The organism is Pseudomonas sp. PvP025, from assembly GCF_017832155.1.
Lineage (GTDB): Bacteria > Pseudomonadota > Gammaproteobacteria > Pseudomonadales > Pseudomonadaceae > Aquipseudomonas.
In genome coordinates this window covers 5,316,936-5,335,594 of record NZ_JAFIBJ010000001.1, presented here as the reverse complement: position 1 = coordinate 5,335,594, position 18,659 = coordinate 5,316,936, and the positions used below count along the sequence as shown (strand labels likewise).

20 protein-coding genes are annotated in these 18,659 nt (G+C 62.0%); 4 read left to right on the top strand and 16 right to left on the bottom strand.

All coding sequences use genetic code 11. The features are described from left to right. Nucleotides 1-62 precede the first annotated feature (62 nt). The gene (locus JOE32_RS23275; RefSeq protein ID WP_209989464.1) at nucleotides 63-683 is read left to right on the top strand and encodes an energy transducer TonB; all 621 of its coding nucleotides are present in this window, start codon (nucleotides 63-65) and stop codon (nucleotides 681-683) included. On the opposite strand, the gene JOE32_RS23270 is transcribed toward JOE32_RS23275, so the two are convergent. The 7 genes from JOE32_RS23270 to ppc all read right to left on the bottom strand — a co-directional run bounded on the left by JOE32_RS23270 (nucleotide 680) and on the right by ppc (nucleotide 8,101). Next, complete coding sequence (locus JOE32_RS23270) at nucleotides 680-1,354, bottom strand: extensin family protein (protein ID WP_209990714.1); 675 nt, start codon at nucleotides 1,352-1,354, stop codon at nucleotides 680-682. The two genes, JOE32_RS23275 and JOE32_RS23270, sit on opposite strands and share 4 nt — an antisense overlap. Before the next feature lie 27 nt (nucleotides 1,355-1,381). Continuing rightward, nucleotides 1,382-2,209 carry an isocitrate lyase/phosphoenolpyruvate mutase family protein gene (locus JOE32_RS23265; RefSeq protein ID WP_209989462.1) on the bottom strand — a complete coding sequence of 276 codons (828 nt, stop codon included), beginning with the start codon at nucleotides 2,207-2,209 and terminating at the stop codon, nucleotides 1,382-1,384. Between the two features lie 27 nt (nucleotides 2,210-2,236). Beyond that, nucleotides 2,237-3,097: a DUF72 domain-containing protein gene (locus tag JOE32_RS23260; protein WP_209989459.1), complete on the bottom strand. Its 861-nt coding sequence runs from the start codon at nucleotides 3,095-3,097 to the stop codon at nucleotides 2,237-2,239. Further along, nucleotides 3,097-3,399 carry a hypothetical protein gene (locus JOE32_RS23255; RefSeq protein ID WP_209989456.1) on the bottom strand — a complete coding sequence of 101 codons (303 nt, stop codon included), beginning with the start codon at nucleotides 3,397-3,399 and terminating at the stop codon, nucleotides 3,097-3,099. The genes JOE32_RS23260 and JOE32_RS23255 overlap by 1 nt, the downstream gene beginning before the upstream one ends. A gap of 375 nt (nucleotides 3,400-3,774) precedes the next feature. Continuing rightward, nucleotides 3,775-4,458, bottom strand: a complete 684-nt coding sequence (gene tsaB / locus JOE32_RS23250; protein WP_209989454.1) for a tRNA (adenosine(37)-N6)-threonylcarbamoyltransferase complex dimerization subunit type 1 TsaB — start codon at nucleotides 4,456-4,458, stop codon at nucleotides 3,775-3,777. A gap of 87 nt (nucleotides 4,459-4,545) precedes the next feature. Then, nucleotides 4,546-5,193, bottom strand: a complete 648-nt coding sequence (adk, locus tag JOE32_RS23245; RefSeq protein ID WP_003231293.1) for an adenylate kinase — start codon at nucleotides 5,191-5,193, stop codon at nucleotides 4,546-4,548. Nucleotides 5,194-5,473: 280 nt separating this feature from the next. Beyond that, nucleotides 5,474-8,101 (bottom strand): phosphoenolpyruvate carboxylase, encoded by a 2,628-nt coding sequence (gene ppc, locus JOE32_RS23240; RefSeq protein WP_209989451.1) that lies wholly within the window; start codon nucleotides 8,099-8,101, stop codon nucleotides 5,474-5,476. 188 nt (nucleotides 8,102-8,289) lie between these two features. On the opposite strand from ppc, the gene JOE32_RS23235 reads away from it, so the two are divergent. The 3 genes from JOE32_RS23235 to JOE32_RS23225 all read left to right on the top strand — a co-directional run bounded on the left by JOE32_RS23235 (nucleotide 8,290) and on the right by JOE32_RS23225 (nucleotide 10,176). Next, nucleotides 8,290-8,637: a pilin assembly protein gene (locus JOE32_RS23235; protein WP_209989449.1), complete on the top strand. Its 348-nt coding sequence runs from the start codon at nucleotides 8,290-8,292 to the stop codon at nucleotides 8,635-8,637. A 269-nt stretch (nucleotides 8,638-8,906) separates the two neighbouring features. Next, complete coding sequence (locus tag JOE32_RS23230; protein ID WP_209989446.1) at nucleotides 8,907-9,332, top strand: DUF4398 domain-containing protein; 426 nt, start codon at nucleotides 8,907-8,909, stop codon at nucleotides 9,330-9,332. 58 nt (nucleotides 9,333-9,390) lie between these two features. Continuing rightward, on the top strand, nucleotides 9,391-10,176 hold the full coding sequence (locus JOE32_RS23225; RefSeq protein WP_209989443.1) for an OmpA family protein: 786 nt from the start codon (nucleotides 9,391-9,393) through the stop codon (nucleotides 10,174-10,176). A gap of 48 nt (nucleotides 10,177-10,224) precedes the next feature. On the opposite strand, the gene JOE32_RS23220 is transcribed toward JOE32_RS23225, so the two are convergent. The 9 genes from JOE32_RS23220 to JOE32_RS23180 all read right to left on the bottom strand — a co-directional run bounded on the left by JOE32_RS23220 (nucleotide 10,225) and on the right by JOE32_RS23180 (nucleotide 18,645). Next, nucleotides 10,225-10,533, bottom strand: a complete 309-nt coding sequence (locus JOE32_RS23220) for a hypothetical protein (protein WP_209989440.1) — start codon at nucleotides 10,531-10,533, stop codon at nucleotides 10,225-10,227. A 125-nt stretch (nucleotides 10,534-10,658) separates the two neighbouring features. Then, the gene (locus JOE32_RS23215; protein ID WP_209989437.1) at nucleotides 10,659-10,985 is read right to left on the bottom strand and encodes a hypothetical protein; all 327 of its coding nucleotides are present in this window, start codon (nucleotides 10,983-10,985) and stop codon (nucleotides 10,659-10,661) included. After that, nucleotides 10,982-11,887, bottom strand: a complete 906-nt coding sequence (locus JOE32_RS23210; protein WP_209989434.1) for an alpha/beta hydrolase — start codon at nucleotides 11,885-11,887, stop codon at nucleotides 10,982-10,984. Before JOE32_RS23210 ends, JOE32_RS23215 begins: the two co-directional genes overlap by 4 nt. Nucleotides 11,888-11,938: 51 nt before the next feature. Continuing rightward, a complete protein-coding gene (locus JOE32_RS23205; RefSeq protein WP_209989431.1) occupies nucleotides 11,939-13,216 on the bottom strand; it encodes a flavohemoglobin expression-modulating QEGLA motif protein in 1,278 nt (425 codons plus the stop codon). Between the two features lie 21 nt (nucleotides 13,217-13,237). After that, a complete protein-coding gene (locus tag JOE32_RS23200) occupies nucleotides 13,238-13,786 on the bottom strand; it encodes a hypothetical protein (protein ID WP_209989430.1) in 549 nt (182 codons plus the stop codon). 128 nt (nucleotides 13,787-13,914) lie between these two features. Then, a complete protein-coding gene (locus JOE32_RS23195) occupies nucleotides 13,915-14,631 on the bottom strand; it encodes a TetR family transcriptional regulator (protein ID WP_209989427.1) in 717 nt (238 codons plus the stop codon). Nucleotides 14,632-14,738: 107 nt separating this feature from the next. Continuing rightward, the gene (gene lysS, locus JOE32_RS23190) at nucleotides 14,739-16,241 is read right to left on the bottom strand and encodes a lysine--tRNA ligase (protein WP_209989424.1); all 1,503 of its coding nucleotides are present in this window, start codon (nucleotides 16,239-16,241) and stop codon (nucleotides 14,739-14,741) included. Nucleotides 16,242-16,339: 98 nt separating this feature from the next. Further along, a protein-coding gene (gene prfB, locus JOE32_RS23185; RefSeq protein ID WP_139136795.1) for a peptide chain release factor 2 occupies nucleotides 16,340-17,435 on the bottom strand; the annotation gives its coding sequence in 2 pieces (ribosomal slippage) (nucleotides 16,340-17,362 and nucleotides 17,364-17,435; 1,095 coding nt in all). Nucleotides 17,436-17,643: 208 nt separating this feature from the next. After that, entirely contained in the window at nucleotides 17,644-18,645 is a 1,002-nt protein-coding gene (locus tag JOE32_RS23180) for a diguanylate cyclase (RefSeq protein WP_057007744.1), read from the bottom strand. Nucleotides 18,646-18,659 lie beyond the last annotated feature (14 nt).

The following is an 18,659-nucleotide window of genomic DNA, read 5'->3' as shown; positions in this document are numbered from 1 at the left end:
AATAACGGCCGATAAAACCAACAGTCAGGTATTTTGCCAGAGCTGAGCGTCGACCGAGAAAAATGTCAGACATTCTCCCCTTAACCATCGGTGTACTGCCGACCCACAACCACTACGGACTGCGCAATACTCAAGCGCTGGCCGGGGTGAGTCATGTGTGGCAGGACTTCTTCGCCCGCGCGCTGGCCGAACAGTTAGGCGGGACGGCGGATGCGCAGGCGGCTCAGGCTCCAGCCGTGGCGGACCCGGCGGTTGAGCCCAGCGCCGGCGCCGACGTGCTGTCGCAGATTCTCACCCAGCGCGAATGCAACGTCACCGACACCCCGATCGCCCCGCCTGAACCGCTGTTCTTACCGATTGCCGAATTCGAGACCGACCTGCTGCCACCGGCCGCGACGCCGTTCCCTGAAGAAGAACTCGTCGCTCAACAGCGTCAGCAGAACTTCGAAAGCGGCTGGGTGCGCCCTCTGGTGCTGACCGCCGGCCAGCAGCCACCCGCGCCAGGCCCAGCGCCGCAACCGCGCGCGCTGCACCTGCCGATTGCCGAATTCGAACTGGACCTGCTGCCTGCGCCTGCCGAGCCGTACCCAGCCGAAGCGCTGGTGGCGCAGCAAAAGGCCCTGGACTTCGACGCCTACTGGGCACGCCCGCTGGTGGCGCACAACTTGCGCCTGGCCGCCTAACGACACACCCACCCACGTCCCATGTCCAGGTGGAAATGATTGCGGTGTGCCGCGTTGTAGTCCGGACTCAACACCACGTTGAAATCATCACAGGCGCTGTCGCGCACATGGCGCAGGAATCGCGCACTGTCGCCCTCCCCCGGCCAATCCTTGAGCACACTGATGCGGCGCCCGTCCGCCAGGCGAAAGCCTGCGATATCCACTGCATTGGCCGACGCATGCTGGCTGAGTCGCCCGTCGGCGCGGTTATAGACATTACGGCAGGCGAAGCTGCCCAGGTGATCGACACGCGTCACCGCCTGGCCAAACACGGCCTGGGCGGCCGGTTGCAGGCTGTGGCGTTCGAACAGGGCAAACGCCACCGCCAGCGGGCAACTGGCGAGAAAGCTGCTGCTCAAGGTCACCTGCGCGCCCTGCACGCGCAATACATTGCGCAACGGGCACGCAACATCGGCCGGCGAATCCGCCTGATGGCTGACGCGCAAGCCCGAGGTCTGCAGCACCTGGTCGCACAGGGCGGGGTCATCCTGTAGACGCCCCAGCTTGAAGCGCGTCAACAGGTTGGGCGTGTCGCGCACATCCAGCGGCGCCCAGGGATTCCATTGATTCGGCAAGGGCAGCCAGCCGCGCCAGGCACCCAGTGCGACGGCGCCCGCGAGCAACAACAGCATGGCGGTGACGCTTAGGCCGCGCACCGCTTACTCCTTGAAGAATTGGCTGGCCTGGCTGTAGGACATCGAGCGTTCGGTAAAGGAAAAAGTGCCCAACCCACACACCTCCTGCGCCGCCCGATAAAACTCGCCATACGCCGCCAGCGCCATGGCCGACCCTACGCTGATGCGCTTGACGCCCATGTCGCTCAACTGCGCCACGCTGAGTTTGAGGCCACCGGACATCAACACATTCACCGGCTTGGGGGCGACGGCCTTGACCACCGCCAGCACCTCTTCGGCACTGCGCAGGCCCGGTGCGTAGAGCACGTCGGCACCGGCCTCGGAATAGGCCTGCAGCCGGCGCAGGGTGCCAGGCAAATCCAGGCGACCGTGCAGGAGGTTCTCCGCGCGGGCCGTCAGCATGAACGGGAACGGCAGGCTGCGTGCTGCGGCCACTGCGGCCTCCACACGCTCGACCGACAGGTCAAAGGCGTAGATCGGGTCGGCGGCAATACCTGTGGCATCTTCGATGGAGCCGCCGACAATACCCACAGCCGCGGCCCGCAGGATGGTCCGGGCGCAGCCTTCAGGGGTGTCGCTGAAGCCGTTTTCCAGATCGGCTGCCACCGGCAACGCCGTGGCCTTGGCAATCATCCCGGCGTTGACCAGCGTGTCCTCCAACGACAACGCCCCTTCGGCATCCGGGCGACCCAGGCTGAAGGCATAACCGGCGCTGGTGGTGGCCAGGGCTTCAAAGCCGAGATGGGCAAGCATGATGGCGGAACCCGCGTCCCACGGGTTGGGCATCACGAATGCGCGATCACGGGTGTGCAGGGCCTGGAAGGTTTCGGCGCGAAGGGTTTGGGCATCCATGACTGACTCCTGGCGGGAAAGGGAGCCCTAGAGTAACCCCAGTTGCTCCGCTGCGGGCTCGCGATGCAAGGTCGGCAACGCCGGCAGGCCCGGCAGACGCGCCATCAGTCTGGCGTGAAACCGCAACGCCAGCTGCGCCGCGAGACGGTTGTCGGAGGTGTGCAGGAACACGTACGGCGTGCGGCCTTCTTCAATCCAGACGGCGACCTTTTCCACCCAGGGCGTCAGGAACGGGTCGTTGGCCTCCAGCTCCGGATGGCCGATAAAGCGCACCTGTGGCCATTGCGTCAGCGCTGCCGGGCGCGTTGGCACCTTGGGCTTTTTCGATTGGGCATGCAGCACCGCAGGCGTTGTGGCGGTGCAACTGAACAGCGCGCGCGGATCGAGGCAGATGCGCTCCACGCCACGGTCGCGCAACAGGCGGTTGAGGCTGCGCTCGGCGTCGCCCTTGGCGAAAAACTCCTGATGACGCACCTCGACCGCCAGCGGGCGTTCCAATCCGTCGATAAACCCGGCCAGCTCGCCCAGGCGTTGCGGCGAAAACGTTGCGGGTAATTGCAGCCACAGCGGCGACACACGCTCGCCGAGCGGGCTCATCAGGCCGACGAAACTTTCCGCCGCCGGCAGCTGTTCGCGCAGGTCGGCGCTGTGGCTGATGTCACCGGGGAACTTGGCGGTGAAGCGAAAATCATCCGGCATGATCTCGGCCCAGCGCTGCACCGTGGCGGCCGAGGGTCGAGCATAAAAGGTGGTGTTGCCTTCAACGGCGTTGAAGACCTGTGAATACAGCGCCAGGTAATCGCTGGAGCGCGCATCGACCGGATACAGGTACTCGCGCCAGGCGTTTTCACTCCAGGACGGGCAACCGATGTAGTAAGGCAGACGCATCAGATATGGACGTCGAGACCCAGCACTTCCATATCCCATTCGACAAAACCGGCGGTGGTCAGGTAGCTGGCCAGGGCAGTGGCGACGCTTTTGCTCATGGAGCGGGGGAAGACCATGTCTTGCTGACGGGCCGGCAGGCCGCTGATACGCGCACCTGCGCCACTTTGGGCATGGGCGGGTGCTTCAGCGTGGACTTCGATGAAGTCAGGCGAATCCTCGACGGCATCGTCCACCCGAACGTTCGCCTTACGCGGCTTGCGCTTGATGGGGTAGGACTGTGAGGAAAAGCCGTCTATACGCATGGATGCGAGCTCGCTATCAATGATGGCACTTTACTGGCGCTTTCCGTGGCGCGCAAATGCTCTGGTGATAACTAGAACACATATTTTGAAAAATGTTTCAAAGCAGGGGTAGATTCTGACGATTGGCGCAGAATTTGGAGTCCACGCCCTCTTCAACCGTGCCCTGTGGGGAGCAGGCTTGCCCTAATGCCGTTCAGTTAAGCGCAGATTCCCTGTGGCGAGCAGGCTTGTCCTGCGTTGGCTGCGCAGCAGCCCCAAAGCCAGGCGCTGAGCCGTATCAGGTACACCGCGTTTTGCTCGATTGGGGGCGCTTCGCACCCCAACGCGGGGCAAGCCCGCACGCCACAGGGGCCTGATCACTTGAATTTGAGTGAATCAGAGACCCCGCTCGGCCTTGGTCTGGGCGACTTTATCGCGCAAATAAACCGGGGCGGCCTGATCGGCCGGGATCGCCTCGCCACGCTCGAACGCGAAGCGCGCCAGGGTCAACAGGTCTTCGGCATGGGGCAACAGCGTGGCGTCCTGGCCCACAAGCGGCACATTGATGCGCTCGCCGTACCCCCAACCGGTGCCTGCACCGAACCAGTCACCGCTGGCATCATCAGGCAACCGCGAGGATTCGGGCGACTGCACGGCCTCAACACCCACCAGGCGCATTTCACCCGCCGTCTCGCGGTAGCAGCCCCAATACACTTCGTCCATGCGCGCATCAATCGCTGCCGCTACCTGCGTCGCACCGTGCTCTCGCAGCGCCCGCTGGGCCAGCACGGCGAGGTTGGACACCGGCAACACCGGGCGCTCCAGCGCAAATGCGAGGCCCTGCACCACGCCGATGGCGATACGTACGCCGGTAAACGCGCCAGGGCCGCGGCCGAAGGCGATGGCATCGACGGCAGACAAGGCGATGCCGGCGTCTTCAAGCAGTTGCTTGATCATCGGCAGCAGCTTTTGCGCGTGCAGGCGCGGGATCACCTCGTAGTGGCTGGTTACCTTGCCATCGTGCAGCAAGGCAACGGAGCAAGCTTCGGTCGCGGTGTCCAGGGCCAGCAGGGTGCTCATCGGTGTGGGTATCCAGGTCGGAAAAAAGTGCGCCAGTATAAACAACAACGGCCCGCAAGCGGGCCGTTGTAGACAATCGAGGAGCGATCAGCTCAGTGCCTGCAGCACCTTGGCGGTAATCGCTTCCACGGAACCGACGCCAGGAATATGGCTGTATTTCGGCTTGCCGTGTGCAGCGGACAGTTTCTGATAGAAGTCCACCAGCGGCTTGGTCTGGGAATGGTAGACCGACAGGCGATGGCGCACGGTTTCTTCAGTGTCGTCCTTGCGCTGCACCAGGTCTTCACCGGTGATATCGTCCTTGCCTGCCACTTTTGGTGGGTTGTAGACGATGTGGTAAACGCGGCCCGAGCCTTCGTGAACGCGACGACCGGCGATACGCTGGACGATTTCTTCATCTTCAACCGCGATTTCAACCACGGCATCCAGCTCGACGCCGGCCTTCACCAGGGCTTCAGCCTGGGGAATGGTGCGAGGAAAACCGTCGAACAGGAAACCATTCTTGCAATCGTCCTGGCTGATGCGTTCCTTGACCAGGTTGATGATCAGGTCATCGGAGACCAGCCCGCCGCTGTCCATCACGCTCTTGGCGATCAGGCCCAGTTCGGTACCGGCCTTGACGGCCGCGCGCAGCATGTCGCCGGTGGAGATTTGTGGAATGCCGAATTTTTCAGTGATGAACTTTGCCTGAGTACCTTTACCGGCCCCGGGAGCTCCCAGCAGAATGACGCGCATCGATGTGCTCCTCAATTTTTTATAGAGATGACGCTCGGATTCGCCACGTGGGGCCAATCTCGTAAAAATAGGGTTCGAGGCCGACCAAACGGCCAAAGGCTGATCAAGATACACAGCGGGCCTTAACCACACAAGCCGCCGAAAGTCGCAGTCAATCACGCTGTGCGTGCGCTGCCGGCTGGGTGTGCCTGAGTACGACCCAAGCGCCTGAACAACGACCGCCCTGTTTTGGGCGGTCGCGCTTGTTCAACCGCAAGCCGTTGAGAACACGCAAAAAACCTTAGCCGGTGTTGCGCAAACCGGCGGCAATACCGGCCACGGACACCAGCAGCGCCTGTTCCAGAGGGCTGTCCTGTGCCGCTTCCTGCGCGCGGGAACGGGCCAGCAGTTCGGCCTGCAACAGGTGCAAGGGGTCCAGGTAGGTATTGCGCAGGCGGATGAACTCAAGGGTGTCCGGGCTATGGGCCAGCAGTTGCGACTGCCCCGTCAGGCCCAGTACCACCTCGCACGCCTGCGACAATAGGTCGCGTAAATGCTCGCCCAGGGGTAACAGGTCCGGTTGCACCAGGCGCTCGTCGTACAAACGGGCGATATCGGCGTCGGCCTTGGCCAGCACCATCTCCAGCATATCGATGCGGGTGCGGAAGAACGGCCATTGCTCGCGCATCTGCCCCAGCAGATCGCCCTCACCGCGCGCCAACGCCTTGCTCAACGCCGCTTCCCAGCCCAGCCAGGCGGGCAGCATCAGGCGCGTCTGGGTCCAGCCGAAAATCCACGGAATCGCACGCAGGCTCTCGATGCCGCCGGCACGGCGCTTGGCCGGGCGGCTGCCGAGGGGCAAGCGGCCGAGTTCCTGCTCCGGGGTGGACTGGCGGAAGTACTCGACGAACTGCGGATTTTCCCGCACCACCGCGCGGTAGGCGCTGACGCCGTCGGCCGCCAATTCATCCATCAGATGGCGCCAGGCCGGTTCGGGCGGCGGCGGCGGCAACAGCGTCGCCTCCAGCACGGCGGCCAGATACAGGTTGAGGTTCTGCTCGGCGATATCCGGCAGGCCGAACTTGAAACGGATCATCTCGCCCTGTTCGGTGGTACGGAAACGCCCCGCCACCGAGCCGGGTGGCTGCGACAGGATCGCCGCGTGAGCCGGGCCACCGCCACGTCCCACGGTGCCGCCGCGGCCGTGGAACAACAGCAGTTCCACCTGTTGCTCGCGGCAGATATCCACCAGACGCTCCTGCGCCCGGTATTGCGCCCACGCGGCGGCGGTGGTGCCGGCGTCCTTGGCCGAATCCGAATAGCCGATCATCACTTCCTGCGGGCCATGCAGGCGCGCGCGATAGCCCGGCAAGAGCAGCAGTTGCTCGATCACAGGCCCTGCGTTATCCAGGTCGGCCAGGGTTTCGAACAGCGGCACCACGCGCATCGGCCGTTGCACGCCCGACTCTTTAAGCAGCAATTGCACGGCCAGCACATCCGACGCCGCGCCCGCCATGGAGATGACATACGAACCCAGCGACGCCTCAGGTGCGGCGGCAATTTCCTTACAGGTGTTGAGCACCTCGTCGGTATCGGCCGAAGGCTTGAAATAAGCCGGCAGCAGCGGCCGACGGTTGGCCAGTTCCTGCATCAGAAAGCGGATGCGCGCGTCTTCGTCCCACTCTTCATAGCGACCCAGGCCAAGGTAATCGGTGATCTCGCTCATGGCCGCGCAGTGGCGCGTGGAATCCTGGCGTACATCCAGCCGCACCAGGAACAGGCCGAACGTCACCGCGCGGCGCAGGCAATCGAGCAGCGGACCGTCAGCGATCACGCCCATGCCGCACTCATGCAGCGACTGGTAGCACAGCTGCAGCGGCTCCAGCAGGTCACGGTTGTCCTGCAACACCTGCGCCGGCGCTGGGGTGCTGCTGCTCAGCGCGGAATGTGCCCACTGGCGTGTGGCGCGCAGGCGCTCGCGCAGTTGCTTGAGCACGGCGCGATAAGGCTCCACGCTGTCGCCGACCCTGGCCTGCAATGCGGCGCTGGCCTTTTGCATCGACAGCTCGGCCGCCAATTGATCGACATCGCGCAGGTACAGATCAGCAGCCATCCAGCGCGCCAGCAGCAGGACCTCGCGGGTGACCGGTGCGGTCACGTTGGGGTTGCCATCGCGGTCGCCGCCCATCCACGAGGCAAAACGAATCGGCGCCGCCTCCAGGGGCAGGTGCAGGCCGGTGGCGGCATGCAGGGCCTGATCGGCCTTGCGCAGGTAATTGGGAATGGCGTGCCACAGCGAATGCTCGATCACCGCAAAGCCCCATTTGGCTTCATCCACCGGCGTGGGCCGGGTGCGGCGGATTTCTTCGGTGTGCCAGGCCTCGGCAATCAGGCGTTGCAGGCGCTCGCGGATCTGCTCGCGCTCGGCAGTGGTGAGGTCGCGGTGATCCTGCAGCGCCAGTTGCGCGGCAATCGCGTCGTATTTCTGGATCAGGGTACGCCGGGCCACTTCGGTGGGGTGAGCGGTGAGGACCAGCTCAATCTCCAGGCGCCCGAGTTGGCGGGCCAGGGATTCATCGCTGTGGCCTTCGGCCTGCAGGCGCGCCAACAGCTCAGGCAACACGCGGGACTCGAACGGCGCGGGTTGCGACTCGTCGCGTCGGTGAATCAACTGGTACTGCTCGGCGATATTGGCCAGGTTAAGGAACTGGTTGAAGGCACGGGCCACGGGCAGCAGCTCGTCTTCCTGCAGCTGATTCAGCCGGCTGCTCAGCTCATCGCCTGCGCCACGCCGGTCAGCCTTGGCGCCTTTGCGAATCTGCTCGATCTTGTCGAGAAAGGCATCGCCGTACTGCTCTCGAATGGTATTGCCCAACAATTCACCCAGCAGGTGAACATCCTCACGCAAGCGTGCATCGATATCACTCATCAGCCACTCTCCAGCCAGAATTTGCGGGACGCGCAGGTTTTCCAGAGTGCCGCTCGCGCCGGTTTCTGACAAGACACTTTAAACCTTGGCGCTCGCCGCGAGTCTCAAGCCATGAGTCGACGGGTTTATTCACGCCGCCGGCTGGACGCCCATCACCGCCTGCAGACACAGGCTTTATTGAGGTTGCCATGAAAATTCGAGATCTGGCCCAGCATTGGGAAGAAACCGCCACGGGTCGATTGACCAAGACCGAGTACGCTATTCACCTGGACGTGGAGGCTGCGGCAAGGCTCTCGGCCATCGCTGAAATGTACCCCAAGCGCCAAACCGAAGAATTGCTCGGCGAACTGATTGGCGCAGCCCTTGAAGAGCTGGAAGCGAGCTTTCCCTACGTCAAGGGCCAACACGTGGTGGCGACTGACGAGGAAGGCGATCCGTTATACGAAGACGTCGGCCCCACGCCACGCTTTCTCGAATTGTCGCGTCGCTTTCTGCATGATTTATCCGCCGACGACGATCAATCGAAGCACTCCTGAACTCGAATAACCCCCTGTATTCCGGGCCTCAAGCAGGCTCGGCGTACCACTGCGCGCCGTCAAAGTTCCAAATTTCAAACGCTGACCATTCAGTCAGATATTTTTTTAGGCAAATCGCCATCTCCGCTGAACTTTTGAAAAAAGCCTCCGGTCACAACCAGTAAGCCATCACTTGGAACGGTCGTTTTAAAGGGCACGTCGATTTTTCACCGTCGGCCCCTACCGCTGAACCAGTGAACCGGATTTTGATATTTTTCAGGAGTTATCCAATGGAGTTGAAGACGATGAAGACCAGCACTGCCAAATCCTCGTTTAACCATCTGCGCGGGCTGAAGTTGGCCGCGCTGGCAATCGGCACCAGCTTCGTTCTGGCGGGCTGCGCCGGCAACCCTCCGACCGAGCAGTACGCGGTGACCCAGTCCGCGGTGAACAGCGCTGTCAGCGCTGGCGGCACCGAGTTCGCGGCCGTTGAAATGAAAGCGGCCCAGGACAAGCTCAAAGAAGCTGAAATCGCCATGCACGACAAGAACTACGACAAGGCGCGTCAGTTGGCTGAGCAAGCCGAGTGGGATGCCCGCGTTGCCGAGCGTAAGGCTCAGGCCGCCAAAGCCGACCAGGCTGTGAAAGATTCCCAGAAGGCGGTTGACGATCTGCGCCGCGAAGGCATGCGCCCGGCCGTTATCCAGCAGAAGTAAGCCATTGCTACTGATGACTGCATCGCACCTGATATCGAATTGAAAGGACGACACGATTATGCGTAAACAAATGATGATCCCTGCCCTGCTGGCGATGAGCGTTGCTCTGGCGGCTTGCTCCACCCCGCCGAACGCGAACCTGGAAAACGCACGGACCAACTTCACGGCCCTGCAAACCAACCCGCAAGCGACCAAGCTGGCCGCGCTTGAAACCAAAGACGCCAGTGAATGGCTGGACAAGGCTGACAAGGCCTACCGCGACAAGGAAGACGAGAAGAAAGTCGACCAACTGGCGTACCTGACCAACCAGCGCGTTGAAGTGGCCAAAGACACCATTTCCCTGCGTGAGTCCGAAGCCAAGCTGAAAAACGCTGGCGACGACCGTGCCCGTGCTCTGCTGGACGCGCGTGATGCGCAGATCAAACAGCTGCAGAACAGCCTGAACGCCAAGCAAACCGACCGTGGCACCCTGGTGACCTTCGGTGACGTGCTGTTCGCCACCAACAAGTCCGATCTGAAATCCACTGGCCTGGTCAACATCACCAAGCTGGCGCAGTTCCTGCGCGATAATCCGGACCGCAAAGTAATCGTCGAAGGCTACACCGACAGCACCGGTTCCGATTCGTACAACCAGAGCCTGTCCGAGCGCCGCGCGGCTTCCGTACAGCGTGCACTGGCCCAGCAAGGCGTGGACATCTCGCGCATCGTGACCCAGGGTTATGGCAAGGAATACCCGGTTGCCGATAACGGCAGCGCCTCGGGCCGCGCCATGAACCGTCGCGTTGAAGTGACCATCTCCAACGACAACCAGCCGGTCAAGCCACGTTCTTCCATGGCTAACTGATCGATTGACGCTGCAAAAAAAACCCACCTTTCGGTGGGTTTTTTTCGATCAGACTTCGACCTTACGACCGCTGTCACTCTCCGGCATCATCGCCTCCATGCCTTGGCGACCGGCCATCATTTTATCAAGCGCCTCCTGGTCCATCTGGCCGCCTTCACCGCCCCCAGCGCCACCGCCCTGCGCGCCACCCATGGCCTTGGACAGAATCTCCATGAGCATTTTCATCGGATCCTGTTTTGCCTGGCCGTCCTGCGCGCCTTGGGCACCTTGCTGGCCGCCCTGGCCCAGCTTTTCTGCGCCCTGGGCCATTTCCATCATCTTGGCGATTGCGCCAATTCCGCCCATTCCACCAATCATGTTTACACTCCCGGAATCGATATACGTAAGTTGTCTGCCAGCAACACTGACATGTCACTCAGTGGCGTCTTACGCAATACCGTTCCAGATATTTCTGGAATCGGGCGATTTAGGTGAGGGGCACGCTACTCGCGCACTGTGGGTGTTTCCTGGCCCATGCAGCGAACAGCCTGCTTTTTGTCGTTAACCAGCACGCCACTCAAACCTTTGTGTTCGGTATCAAACATCACCAGCACACCCTCGACACACTGCGCCACCTGGGCAGCCGGGGTCAGTGACACCTTATAGTCCTCGCCCGGTACGGTTTTGAGCAGGGTAAAGTCGCTGAGCAGCAACGCGTCTTCGGGTTTGGCGAAATGCAGGTAGCCGTAATACCACAGGCAGCCGACCGTACCGATGAGGGTGCCGATGCCGGTGAGGATCAGCGGGATCAGGTTGCGCTCTTCGCTCATTGCGGAGTCTCTGACGAATCGACTTGGGGAGCGGGGTAGTTCGGAATTTCCCCCAGGCGGCGCAGGCCATTGAAGTGCTGCGGGTCATCCAGATAACGCAGCATTACGGTTTGCCAGGTCTTGTCGGCAAAGGTCTGCACGTGGCCGCCACGGGTCAGTTGCAACACCCTCGGCGGCGGCGCGGCTTGATACAGGCGGATGCCGTTGGCGACCGGCACAATCGGGTCGTCCAGGCTGTGAAACAACAGTTTGGGCACACCGGTAAGACGGGGCATGGCCGTGATCGCACTGTCGGCATCCGGCACCAGCCACGACAGTGGCACCTGCAACGGCCAGGTCAACCAAGACGTGCTCAGGGCGAATTGCCCTACGGCACGATAACTGGCAGGCACGCCATCCAGCACCAGCGCCTTGAGTTGGGACTGGCGCTGTGGATGCTCTGCCAGGTAGTGCACCGCGAGCGCACCGCCAAGGCTCTGACCGAGGACGATCAGCGGCTGCCCCTGGGCTTCGGGGGCCCGGTCGAGCCAGTTGAAGGCGGCATCCACATCCTGATAGACCGCCGGCAACGAGGGCTTGCCCTGCGACAGCCCGTAGCCGCGATAGTCCAGCAGCAGCACCTGATAGCCCTGCTCAGGCAACCACCAACTGCCGCCCAGGTGCCAGGCCAGGTTGCCGCCATTGCCATGCAGGTGCAGCACCGTGCCTTTGAGCGGCACACCCGCCTTGGCCGGCAGCCACCAGGCGTGCAGCTTCATGCCGTCGGCGGTGGTAAGGGTGACATCACGGTACTGCAGATGGGCTTTCTCCGGCGTGAACGGCAGACCGGGTTCGGGGTAGAACAGCAGGGAACTACAGCCGCTCAATGTGAGCAGCAGGCACAGGATGCCGAGGATTCTCATCCGTTGAAACCTCTTGATTTGGCTGAAATTACCGTTTGCTCCAGGGTGCGGTCACAGGATATTGGAGTAATCCGCTTCGATCCGGTCCAGGCTCAGGTGGTTGAGGAAGTTGGAAAAACACATCCACGCCGCGAGCGCGTTCATGTCGCGAAACTGCTCGGGCAGGTACTTGGGTGGCACCACCAGGCCCTCGTCGACCAGTTGGCGCAGGGTGCGCATGTCTTCCAGGGTGGTCTTGCCGCAGAACAGCAGCGGCACCTGCTCCAGCTTGCCTTTGCGCACGGCAAGCTGGATGTAGTTGTAGACCATGATGAAGCCCTTGAGGTAGGACAGGTCCTTGGTGAACGGCAGCCCGTTCGGCACCGAGCCACGAAACACCCGGCTGGCGTTGCCATAGCTTTCGGCAATCTCGAAACCTTGCTCGCGGAAAAACTCGAACACCTGCAGAAAGTCCGCGCCCTCCTCCACCATATGAATGGCACGGGTGCGGTTGGTGAGCTTGCGCAGGCGACTGGGGTAGGAGGCAAACGTGATGATCTCCATCAAAATCGCCAGGCCCTCCTGGGTCACGGTGGACGACGGCGGCCCCTTGGACAGGAAGGTGCAGATCGGCTGGTTCTGGCCGTTGAGGGTAGTGCCCACGTGCACCAGCCCTTCATGCACTTCCAGGGCACGTACGTCGCGGTCGTTGAACATCGCGTCGGCGCGGATCTTGATGTAGTCGGCGCCCGCTGCGGCGTCGGCGACGATGCCATCGGACTCGAACACGCGAATGGTCTCTTCGGCCTCGCCAAACACTTTATTCAAGCGGGTTTGCAGCAGCGCCACGGCGTCCTTGGCGGTGAGGGTCTTGGCTTCGTCCTTGAGGTCGCCGCGGCCGTCGATATTGTTCAGGTAGTCGGAGAGCATCAGGCCCAGGTCGGCCAGGGTCGGGTCGCCGGCGTGGAAGGCGTCGGAGGCCGCGCCGTAGAGTTCCTGGGAGATCAGGCCGAAGTCCTCGGTGCCGCGCGCTTCCAGCATGCGCACCACCATGCGGTATTCGCGGCACATGCGGCGCATGATCTGCCCCACCGGGCTGAACTGGCCGAGGCGACGGGTGATGTCACGCTCGATGTTCTGGAACTCAAGCTTGACCGCGCTGGAATCGAACGCCAATGGCCGGTTCAGGTAATAGTCGCGATCAACGGCGGGCATCTCCCTGCCCTTGGCCTTGAGGAATCCCTGGCGAATGTTCTCGTCCCACTTCACGGCATCGAGCACGCGAATCGGTGTTTGCGCCAGCACAATGCGGTCGGACAAGGTGCGTATCGTCTGCTGGTAATCGTCCACCCGGTGCTTCCTCTTTAAACGTTATTTGCCCGCGCGCCGGTAGCGTACGGCTTGCACGAATACATCGGCGTTGGCCGGGTCATCCAGGTAGGCGAAGACCTGTTCCATGGGACTGTCGATCAGCACGCCGTCGCCTTCGACGGTTTGCACGGCAGTGCCTTGCAGCGTCTTCTGTTCCATCGCTTGATGAATCTGCTCAAGGTCGAGGTTGTAGACCACTAATTCGTGCTTTTCGTCGAATTCGAAACCCGCCAGGATGAAATGCCCGCCCAGCTTGGCCGGCAGCGGCGCCGACAGGTACCAGCGCCCGCCATGGCGCGACACGCTGAACAGGTATTCATCACGCTGCCCCGGCTTGGCTGAAGGATAGCTCACGGCTTTGTAACGCTGTTCACCGGCGCGGGTAATCTGCAGGTTCAGCGGCTCGCCCCAGGCGTTTCTGCTGACCCATTTGCCCAGCAACTCGTTGGGCGCCGCTTCGCGTGTGGGCAGCGGGTTTTTGAAGGTCACCAGGCAACCGCTGAGCAGCAGGAACGACAGGACGATGACCGCGACACGCCAGGCTTTCATTGCGTACTCCATGAAGGATGGGAGCTGGCTTGCCTGCGATAGCATCACCGCGGTGTGCCTGAACGACCCGGGAGTCTGCATCACAGGCAAGCCAGCGCCCACATAAAGCGGATCGCACACAGGCATGGCTACACCGAGGCCAACACCAAATGCATGTAACGCTTGAGGATCTCAAGCATCTCGTCACTGGTCAGCGGCTCTGCGCCGCCCAACAGGCCCTGATATTCCATCCGACTGATAATCGCCGTCAACACTTTGGCATCCTGCTGCGGCTCGCGCGAGCCCAATACCTGGAAAAACTGCCCGGTGCCCTGCAACAGAATCTGCTGGTGGGAGCGCACCAGTTCGGCCAGTCGCGGATTCAGCAGCGCTTCCTGGCGAAACGCCTGCTCGGCCATCAGGTAGTCGCGCCGATTGCTCAACTGGCGCTGCACGTAGTCCGCCGTCAGCCGCGCAATGTCATCGGCCAACTGCGAACGCGATGCCGGGCTGCCGTCGCCGTAAGCGACCATCTCGCGCAGCAGGCCTTCGTTGCGCACCCACAGCTTGCCCATGAACGCGGCGCTGCGTTCGACGTATTGGGCGAAGGTATCGGTGAGCAAGTCATCGATGTCCTTGAAATAGTAGGTGGTGGCTGACAACGGCACACCAGCCTCCGCCGCCACGGCGCGATGGCGCACGGCACGTACGCCGTCACGCACGACGATGCGCATGGCCGCATCGAGAATCTCCTGCCGGCGCTGTTCGCTGCCTCGACGACTGGCCTTGCGGCCCTGGTACTGGACACTTTCAGCCACGGCAGCAGCAATGCCGGCGGCGCCTTCTTGAGCCATTACGCGGTTCACCACACACATCCTTGGATTTGATTAAAACCTGGCGCTGTTTGCTTGACGCTTATAAACGCCACATAAAAAAGCCGCCTTATAAAAGGCGGCTCAGGATTTCACTTCGGTCAGGCTTGCGGCCGCATGTGCGGGAACAGAATCACATCGCGGATCGACGGCGAGTTGGTCAACAGCATCACCAGACGGTCGATGCCGATACCTTCACCGGCAGTGGGCGGCATGCCGTATTCCAGGGCACGCACGAAGTCGGCGTCGTAGTGCATGGCTTCGTCGTCACCGGCGTCCTTGTCGGCCACCTGGGCCATGAACCGCTCGGCTTGGTCTTCTGCGTCGTTGAGCTCGGAGTAGGCGTTGGCGATTTCGCGGCCGCCGATGAACAGCTCGAAACGGTCGGTGACGTTCGGGTTGTCGTCGTTGCGACGCGCCAGTGGCGACACTTCGAACGGGTACTGGGTAATGAAGTGCGGCTGCTCCAGCTTGTGCTCCACCAGCTCTTCGAAAATCATCACCTGCAGCTTGCCCAGGCCTTCGAAACCCAGCACCTTGGCGCCGGCTTTCTTGGCGATGGCGCGGGCCTTGTCGATATCGTTGAGGTCGTCAGCGGTCAGCTCGGGGTTGTACTTGAGGATCGAGTCGAACACCGACAGCCGCACGAACGGCTCACCAAAGTGGAACAGCTTGTCGCCGTACGGCACGTCGGTTGTCCCGAGAACAAGCTGCGCCAGCTCGCGGAACAACTCCTCGGTGAGGTCCATGTTGTCTTCGTAGTCGGCGTACGCCTGGTAGAACTCCAACATGGTGAATTCAGGGTTGTGACGGGTCGAGACGCCTTCGTTACGGAAGTTGCGGTTGATCTCGAAGACCTTTTCAAAGCCCCCCACCACCAGGCGCTTGAGGTACAGCTCCGGCGCAATACGCAGGAACATTGGCAGGTCGAGCGCGTTGTGGTGAGTCTCGAACGGCTTGGCTGCGGCGCCCCCGGGGATGGTCTGCAGCATCGGCGTTTCCACTTCGAGGAAGTCACGCTTGGCGAGAAAACTGCGGATGTGGGCGATCACCTGCGAGCGCACGCGGAAGGTCTGGCGCACGTCTTCGTTGACGATCAGGTCAACGTAGCGCTGGCGGTAGCGCTGCTCGGTGTCGGTGAGGCCGTGGTGCTTGTCCGGCAGCGGGCGCAGGGATTTGGTCAGCAGGCGCACGCTGGTCATTTCGACGTACAGGTCGCCCTTGCCGGAACGGGCCAGGGTGCCTTCGGCGGCAATGATGTCGCCCATGTCCCAGGTTTTCACCGAGGCCAGGGTTTCTTCAGGCAGGGTCTTGCGGTTGACGTAGACCTGGATACGCCCGGTCATGTCCTGGATCACCATGAACGAGCCACGGTTGAGCATGATGCGACCTGCCACCTTGACCGGAATCGCAGCCTCTGCCAGCTCTTCCTTGGTCTTGTCCACGTACTGCTTCTGCAAGGCATCGCAGTAGTTGTCGCGGCGGAAGTCGTTGGGGAAGGCATTGCCCTTGGCGCGCTCGGCAGCAAGCTTTTCCTTGCGCAGGGCGATCAGGGAGTTTTCTTCCTGTTGCAGGGCTTGCGGGTCGAGTTGTTGGTCGCTCATGTCTTTAAAAATTCCATCACAGGTTCGTTGCCCTCAGGCCTGCGGCCTGGGGATCGCGGGGCAAGGACCAGGCGTCCCCCCCGCTCCCACATAGGGTGTTACAGGCCGGATTTCAGGCTGGCTTCCAGGTATTCGTCGATGTCGCCGTCGAGCACCTTGTCGCAGTCGCTGCGTTCGATGTTGGTACGCAGATCCTTGATCCGCGACGCATCGAGTACATAAGAGCGGATCTGATGACCCCAGCCGATATCCGACTTGGTGTCTTCCAGCGCCTGGGACGCGGCGTTGCGCTTCTGCATTTCCTGCTCGTACAACCTGGCCCGCAGCATTTTCATGGCGGTGTCCTTGTTGGCGTGCTGGGAACGCTCGTTCTGGCAGCTGACCACGGTGTTGGTCGGTACGTGGGTAATCCGTACGGCCGAGTCGGTGGTGTTTACGTGCTGACCACCGGCACCGGAGGAGCGGTAGGTATCGATGCGCAGGTCGGCCGGGTTGATCTCGATTTCCACCTTGTCATCGATCTCCGGCGAGACGAACACCGCCGAGAACGAGGTATGACGGCGGTTGCCGGAGTCGAACGGGCTCTTGCGCACCAGGCGGTGCACGCCGATCTCGGTACGCAACCAGCCAAAGGCGTATTCACCCTTGATGTGCACGGTGGCGCCCTTGATACCGGCGACTTCCCCGGCGGACAGCTCCATGATGGTCGCGTCGAAACCGCGCTTGTCGGCCCAGCGCAGGTACATGCGCAACAGGATGTTGGCCCAGTCCTGGGCCTCGGTGCCGCCGGACCCGGCCTGAATGTCCAGGTAGGCGTTGTTCGGGTCCATTTCATGGCTGAACATGCGACGGAATTCAAGCTTGGCGAGGTTTTCCTCGAGACGGGCCAACTCGGCGACGACATCGCCCACTGCGCCTTCATCGTCTTCTTCGACGGCCATGTCCAGCAGGTCACGGCAATCGCCCAGGCCGGTGTTCAGCTCGTCGAGGGTGTCGACGATCTGCGCCAGCGCCGAGCGCTCGCGGCCCAGTTCCTGGGCGTATTCAGGTTTGTTCCAGACAGCAGGATCTTCAAGCTCGCGGTTGACTTCGGTCAGACGCTCATGCTTTTGATCGTAGTCAAAGATACCCCCGAATAGTTTCGGAGCGCTCGGACAGGTCCTTGATGGTGTTCAGGATCGGGTTGATTTCCATGGCGGGCAGCACTCGTTGGCGAACTTTTGAAAGCCAGCGAGTATAACGGCAAACAGGCGCAAACGGCAGCCCGCTTGGCGAAAAGGCCGGGCCAAAAGTGGGAGGGGGCTTGCTCCCGATGGCAGCGTGTCAGTCGCCCACCGCGTGGCTGATACACCGCTATCGGGAACAAGTCCCCTCTCACACGTTGATTTGCGGCGCACTCAGATCATTCGATCCCCACCTGATTACGCCCATTATGCTTGGCCATGTACAACCCTTTGTCCGCCGCCATGATCAACTGCCGGCAATCGGTGCCCTGCACCGGCGTGAGGGTCGACAGGCCGATGCTGATGGTCAGGCTCGAACCTTCAGTGGGCGCGATGTGCGGGATTTTCAGCGCGGCGACGGCCATGCGCAGCTTTTCGGCCACCAGCCGTGCGCCGCCCGGCGAGGTATTGGGCAGCACCAGGGCGAACTCTTCACCGCCGTAACGCGCCGGCAGGTCCGAGGGGCGGCTGCTGGCGTCGCGGATGGCGGCGGCGACCTTGCGCAGGGCCTCGTCGCCCTCGACATGGCCGAAGCTGTCGTTGTAGGTCTTGAAGAAGTCCACGTCGATCATCAGCAGCGAGAGCTGGGTCTGGTCGCGCATGGCGCGGCGCCATTCCAGTTCCAGGTATTCGTCGAAGTGCCGGCGATTGGACAACCCGGTGAGGCCGTCGGAGTTCATCAGGCGTTGCAGCACCAGATTGGTGTCCAGCAGCTGTTGCTGGCTGACGCGCAGCGCGCGATAGGCGGCATCGCGCTGCAACAGGGTCATGTAGGAGCGTGAGTGATAGCGAATGCGCGCCACCAGCTCGATGTTATCCGGCAGCTTGACCAGGTAATCGTTGGCACCGGCAGCAAACGCGGCGCTCTTGATCAGCGGATCTTCCTTGGTGGAAAGCACGATGATCGGGATGTTCGCGGTGGCCGGGTGGTTGCGGTATTCGCGCACCAGAGTCAAACCGTCCAGGCCCGGCATCACTAGGTCCTGCAGGATCACCGTGGGTTTGATGCGGATCGCCTGGGCAATCGCCTGGTGCGGGTCGGCGCAGAAGTGGAAGTCGATGTTCTCCTCATGGGCCAGGCCGCGACGCACGGCTTCGCCGATCATGGCCTGGTCGTCGACCAGCAACACCATGGCGGCATTTTCGTCGGTCTTGATGTCGTCGATCTGTAAGTCATTCATGTGCAGTCACCTGA